Below are 6093 nucleotides of genomic sequence, written 5' to 3'. Positions count from 1 at the left end.
AATCAGCTGCCTGATATATTCATTTCAGATGAGGCTGAATAGTTACAATCTATCTGTGTGAATTTAATGCGACTTATGCAATCATCTAATAAAGTAGTGATATAAATTAACAACTTCGAGATGCTATGAAAAAGTACCAACAAAAATCTATTATAGCCGTTCTAACCGGAGTGTTAGTTTTTATAACTGGCTGTATTATTTTACTTAATTTTGCAGCGCAGCAATTAACAGCACAAACAAAGTCAGATGCTGAGTATATTCTCACTCATGTAGAAGGTGCAATTGCAGAGCGGCGTCGAATACTTACCCCATTAAATAAGCTTGCGTTTAAACAGTGTGACAACACAACTCTTCTTGAGATGCGCCGCGCTTTATTTGACGCAAAATATGTAATTGATATAGGTTTTTTTAAAGATAATCAGCTAGTTTGTACTACGGGTGCAGGCTTATTAAGTAAACCAATTAACGACAAACAGCCTGACTTTATTCGAGATGATGAACAGGTGAGGGTTCGTTTTGAGCCAGAGCTTTATCTATTATTATTTAGTGAGCGCCCTATGGAGGTAATTATAGTCAGACAAGGGGACTATAATTTAATTATGCAGAGTACTCCCTTTACCAACATTGGCATTACTGTGCCAGATTGGGAAGTTGTTTATAAAACACCAAATACTTTGCATCATTTAGCAGGTAAAGAGGATCTCTACCTTCAAGTAAAAAACAATGTTTTCTTTCCTTACGAAACTAATTTAGTTTGCAGTTCTACAAGTAGTCAATATTGTGTGGTAGTGCACTTACCTTGGAGTCTGTTTTTTTCTAATAACCACTTATTAATAATTTCGTTAATTTTAACCTGTTTAGCGGGAATATCGAGTGCGTTAATAGTTGATGCAAGAATTGCTGCACGTCGCTCTATTAATCAGCGTATTCGTAAAGGACTCAAAAAGGGATCATTTTATTGGACTTACCAGCCTATTATTTGTTTGCAAAGTGGCAAGCTGATTGGTTGCGAGGTACTTGCACGTTTTGAAGATAAGTACGGTGTTTTATTTCCAGATGAGTTTATTCCGGTTATTAGAAAAAACAATTTAACCTGGACTTTTACTGAGGCCATGATTGCCACTACAATCAAAGAGCTAACCTCTATAGAGGTATTGCCTGAAGGCTTCAAAGTGTCGCTTAATATATTTCCGTGTGATGTAGAGCTGGGTAACGTGTCGTTGCTGCCACAAATTACAGAGCTTACCAATTCACGCTTTATTATTTGTTTAGAGATAACTGAAGACGAATACCTTGATACAAGCATCGCGCATGCTCATTTTAGAACCTTGGTTGAATCGGGATTTAACTTATCATTAGATGACTTTGGTACGGGTTATTCGAATTTAAGAAATTTACAAAATTTGAGCTTTCATCAACTTAAAATTGATCGTACGTTTGTTCAAGATATAACAACTGAGGGCTTAAAAGCCTCTATGATCCCGAATATTATGGAACTTGTGCATAAGTTTAATTATACCTGTGTAGCAGAAGGAATTGAAACCACTGAGCAAGAAGCCATTTTAAAAACAGCGGGTGTGCATTACGGACAAGGCTGGAAGTACGGTAAGCCCATGACTGCGTCTAAATTTAAAAATTATATAACTAGTCAGCATTTTTAGATCTCAGCTGCCATACTAAACGTATCGGTATGAAATTTATAAATATTAGGTTTATTATGATCAAATTAACATTAAGTGCTTTTGCACTTTTACTACTTAGCGCATGTACAACACAGTACCCAAACCAGCAATTAACAGGTAAGCAGTTCCCAAGCATTAGTGGCGAAAGCTTAGAGCAAAGTTTGGTAACTATACCTAGTGATTTTCAAGCAGATAAAACACTACTGCTCATTGGGTACAAGCAAGACAGCCAGTTTGATATAGACCGTTGGTTAATTGGTTTAGATATGGCAGGTGTTACGCTTCCTACCTACGAACTACCAACCATTGCCGGCATGGCACCACGTATGTTTAGCACATTTATAGACAGCGGTATGCGCAAAGGCATCCCTAAAGAATTATGGGGTGGGGTAATCACTATTTATAAAGATGGCGAGACAGTTCAAAAGTTTACAGGTAATCAAAGCCCAAATAACTCTCGTGTGGTACTTATAAATAGCAGCGGCGAAATTTTATACTTTTATGATCGAGGTTTTTCGGTTGATGCGTTAAATAAATTAAAAGAGACAATAGAATAATTACCCCTAAAGCTTAGTTTACGACAATGTATATTTAAGGTTTTAAGAATTACTAAACTACTAATCCGATCTGTTATTCATTTAATTGCACAGGGTGCAAGTAACAATACAATCGCTGATAAACTTAACATTAGCGACCACACTGTAAAAACACATTTATACAGTGCGTTTAAAAAAACTAACTCACGCAACAGGGTGGAGCTTGCTAATTGGGCGCAGCGCTATATATCTGTTTTGCTGCCAATGGGGAAATAGTTTTTTGAATAAATTTCACTACTCCTAAAGTGACTTTAAGCCCAGCATTGCTGGGCTTTTTTATGTTTTTAAAAAATATAAACTATGCTTTTTTATACGGATGAGTTTTAAGCCAGTGCTCGGCTATTTGCTCGCGCGTGGCAAACCAAACCTGATCATGCGAGCGGGCATATTCTAAAAACCGTGCTAATGCTTTTATTCTTCCGGGTCTGCCAATTAAGCGGCAATGCAAACCTATTGACATCATTTTTGGGGTGTTTTCACCTTCTGGATCGCCTTCCTCGTATAGCGTATCAAATGCATCTTTTAAATAATTATAAAACTGATCGCCAGCATTAAAACCCTGCACGGCAGCAAAGCGCATGTCGTTTACATCAAGCGTGTAGGGCACTATTAACTGTGGTTTACCTTCTTTAATACTGTAAAAAGGTAGGTCGTCGCTGTAATCGTCGGCATCATATAAAAACGAGCCATTTTCTACCACAAGGGCTGCTGTGTTAGGGCTTGTGCGCCCTGTATACCAGCCTTTGGGCTTTTTACCGGTAAGCGTTTGAATCATCTCAATGGCTTGTTGCATGTGCTCGCGCTCGGTTTGCTTATCTATATTTTGATAATTAATCCAGCGCAGGCCATGGCTTGCAATCTCGTGCCCTGCTTCAACAAAGGCTTTAGCTACATCGGGGTGGCGCTCAAGGGCCATCGCCACTGCAAAAATGGTGACCGGTATATTGTATTTTTTAAATAAACGCAGTAGCCTCCACACGCCCGCGCGCGAGCCATATTCGTAAATAGACTCCATGCTTATATGGCGGTCTTCAACATGCGGGGCACTGACTATTTCTGATAAAAACGTTTCAGCGGCTGCATCACCATGCAGCACGCAGTTTTCGCCGCCTTCTTCGTAATTTAATACTACTTGCACGGCAATACGTGCTTTATTGGGCCAATTTGCATGGGGTACATCTGGACCATAACCAATTAAATCGCGCGGGTAGTTTTTAAATTGCTCGCTCATTTTATTGCTCCTTTTTAAGTGCTGTGAGCCAAGCGCCTAGCGTTTCGCGCTCTGTGTCTGTCATTTTTGTCATATTGGCCAGTGGCATATCTTTGGTTATAACCGCGCGAGTATGAATAAGCGTGCTGGATTTTTTTACATCACTAATAGAGTCGAGCTTAAAGCCTAGCGGCGCTGTTTGAAAAAGCTTAGAGGTGGGTGTTTCGCTGTGACACCCAGTACAGTGTTTGCTAATTATATCCCACGCTTGTGCGTCGGTAATACTTGCTTGTAAAGGCGCGCTTTCGCCTGCATTTGTTGGTGTACTGGGCCACGGAGCTATTGCCAACATAAGAGCAAAAAATGCTGCAATACCACTTATAAGTACTGAAGGTTTATTAACGCCTTGATGTTTTAAGTTAAAGTAATGGCGTATCCACATACCAATACCAAACAGCGCAATTAAAATAAGCCAGCCAAAGTTGTGGCTATACGTGTAAGGAAAGTGATTGCTAAGCATAATAAATACTACAGGTAATGTGGCGTAGTTATTATGAATAGAACACAGCTTTGCCTTTAAACCTGGCGCTGAATCAGGGATTCTACCAGCTTCTACTTCACTCACCATGTAGCGCTGCCCTGGCATAATAATGTGATACACATTACCCACCATGCACGTGCCAATAAGTGCACCTACATGAATATACACAGCGCGGTCGCTAAATAATTGATCAACCCCAAAAGTCCACAGAGCTAATAAACCAATAACTACAGCAATAAACACTTTGCCGTTTTCAACCAGCGGGGTTTTACACAATAAACGATAAACACCATAACCTAAGCCAATAAAACCAAGGGATGCGCCAATAGCTGCAAATTTACTTAGCTCACTTTTACTGTTATCAATTAAGTACACATCGGCGCCAACATAATAAAGTAAGCTAAATAGTAATATACCGGTGATCCAGGTTGTGTACGCTTCCCACTTAAACCAATGCAGGGTATGAGGCATTTGTTCAGGGCCATTTTGATACTTAGCCACTTCGTAAAAGCCACCGCCATGCACGGCCCATAAATCGCCTTTTATGCCTTTATCTATTTTCCATTGCGGTGGTGTTTGTAGGTTGTTATCAAGCCATGCAAAATAAAATGAAGCGCCAATCCAGGCTATACCAGCAATAACATGAAAATAACGCAGTACTAAATGAGCAAGCTCAAATAAATAGTTTTCCATAACAGTTAAGCCTTTCTAATACCGGTGAGCGGGTGTCTGAAAATTGATTGTTATCATCGCGCTTATACACACTTTTACCCATAATGTAGGTTTGCTCAACGCAGCGGTCGTCGCCTAACATCATCATTGCAAATAGTTTTTCATGTAGGGTTTTGGCATGTTGTATTCTAAATTTTAAAAACGAAGTTGCCGAACAATCCATTACAATAAAATCGGCTTCACAGCCGGCTTCAAAATTACCAATTGTCCCTTCTAAATCGAGCGCTCTAGCACCGCCGAGTGTTGCTAAATACAGCCCCTTAAATGCTGAAAACTTTTGACCTTGTAACTGTTGGATTTTGTAAGCTTCGTTACCTGTTTGTAGCATAGAAAAGCTTGTTCCTGCGCCTACATCGGTACCCATGCCTACGTTTATGCCGTGCTCTTCACAGGCTTTTAAATTTAAAAGTCCTGAGCCTAAAAACAGATTTGAGGTAGGGCAGTGCGATATAGCCGCATTGTTATCTGCAAGGCAGCAAAGCTCGCGCTCAGATAAATGAATACTATGGGCAAATACCGAGCGTTTGCGTACCATCTTTGCTTGCTCGTACACGGCTAAGTAGTCTTCGGCTTCTGGAAATAACCCTTTTACCCATTCGCACTCGTCTTTGTTTTCAGATAAGTGTGTATGCAGGTAGGTGTCTGGGTATTCTTCAAGTAACTGAGTGCATTTTTGTAATTGCTCAGGGGTTGATGTAGGGGCAAAACGCGGTGTAACTGCGTAGCTTAGTCTGTCAACATTGTGCCATTTCTCTATTAGGGCTTTGGATTCGTCATAGCTTGTTTGCGCGCAATCAGATAAGTCGTCAGGACAGTTACGGTCCATCATTACTTTACCGGCAATCATCCGTAAATTGCGCTTTTGTGATTCTTTAAAAAACGCATCAACCGATTGCGGGTGCACAGTGCCAAATACAAGGGCAGTGGTTGTGCCATTGCGCAGTAGCTCGTCTAAAAAGCGATTAGAGATCTCTTTTGAATAATGCTTACATGTAAACTTTTTCTCTGTCGGAAACGCATACTCGGTTAGCCAACTTAGCAGTTGCTCGCCGTACGCCCCCACCATTTCGGTTTGTGGTAAGTGTATGTGGGTGTCAATCATACCAGGCATAACCAGTTTGCCATCGTGGCGGATAACACGCGCTGATTTATCAAGCGTAGGTAATATGTCTTGCTCGTAACCAAGTTTAACTACTTTGCCGTGCTTGATAACTAATGCGCCTTTTTCAAAAAAACGATGGGCGCTTTCGCCAGCAATGGCAGGGTCGTCAATAAAGTCGAGTATATCGGCACAAACTACTGTTAAGTTATTATTGTTTTGCGTGCTCATTA

General features: G+C 40.5%; 5 protein-coding genes and 1 pseudogene. 3 read left to right on the top strand and 3 right to left on the bottom strand.

The genetic code is table 11. The annotated features are described in order from the left end of the window. Window positions 1-125: 125 nt before the first annotated feature. The 3 genes and pseudogenes from GQR53_RS15765 to GQR53_RS15755 form a co-directional block, all read left to right on the top strand. Window positions 126-1661: an EAL domain-containing protein gene (locus GQR53_RS15765; protein ID WP_165744472.1), complete on the top strand. Its 1536-nt coding sequence runs from the start codon at window positions 126-128 to the stop codon at window positions 1659-1661. A gap of 56 nt (window positions 1662-1717) precedes the next feature. Further along, window positions 1718-2239, top strand: a complete 522-nt coding sequence (locus GQR53_RS15760) for a hypothetical protein (protein WP_165744471.1) — start codon at window positions 1718-1720, stop codon at window positions 2237-2239. Window positions 2240-2305: 66 nt separating this feature from the next. Continuing rightward, window positions 2306-2494, top strand: a pseudogene (locus GQR53_RS15755) (helix-turn-helix transcriptional regulator); the annotation flags it as partial. A gap of 82 nt (window positions 2495-2576) precedes the next feature. Here the strand turns inward: GQR53_RS15755 and puuE are convergent. From puuE to guaD, 3 genes are read right to left on the bottom strand one after another with little or no spacing between them, the layout of a single operon-like run. After that, window positions 2577-3509, bottom strand: coding sequence for an allantoinase PuuE (gene puuE, locus GQR53_RS15750; RefSeq protein WP_165744470.1), 933 nt, complete (start codon window positions 3507-3509; stop codon window positions 2577-2579). 1 nt (window position 3510) lies between these two features. Further along, complete coding sequence (locus tag GQR53_RS15745) at window positions 3511-4722, bottom strand: urate hydroxylase PuuD (protein ID WP_165744469.1); 1212 nt, start codon at window positions 4720-4722, stop codon at window positions 3511-3513. Next, on the bottom strand, window positions 4703-6091 hold the full coding sequence (guaD, locus tag GQR53_RS15740) for a guanine deaminase (RefSeq protein ID WP_165744468.1): 1389 nt from the start codon (window positions 6089-6091) through the stop codon (window positions 4703-4705). The genes GQR53_RS15745 and guaD overlap by 20 nt, the downstream gene beginning before the upstream one ends. Between the last annotated feature and the right edge of the window lie 2 nt (window positions 6092-6093).

Origin of the sequence: Pseudoalteromonas sp. Z9A6, from assembly GCF_011378805.1 — a bacterium.
GTDB lineage: Bacteria > Pseudomonadota > Gammaproteobacteria > Enterobacterales > Alteromonadaceae > Pseudoalteromonas > Pseudoalteromonas distincta.
This window is presented reverse-complemented; position numbering and strand designations above follow the sequence as displayed.

Excerpts from the sequence above, each read along its gene's own strand:
- guaD (WP_165744468.1), bottom strand. The coding sequence starts at position 6,091 with ATGAGCACGCAAAACAATAATAACTTAACAGTAGTTTGTGCCGATATA.
- GQR53_RS15745 (WP_165744469.1), bottom strand. The coding sequence starts at position 4,722 with ATGGAAAACTATTTATTTGAGCTTGCTCATTTAGTACTGCGTTATTTT.
- GQR53_RS15765 (WP_165744472.1), top strand. The coding sequence starts at position 126 with ATGAAAAAGTACCAACAAAAATCTATTATAGCCGTTCTAACCGGAGTG.
- GQR53_RS15760 (WP_165744471.1), top strand. The coding sequence starts at position 1,718 with ATGATCAAATTAACATTAAGTGCTTTTGCACTTTTACTACTTAGCGCA.
- puuE (WP_165744470.1), bottom strand. The coding sequence starts at position 3,509 with ATGAGCGAGCAATTTAAAAACTACCCGCGCGATTTAATTGGTTATGGT.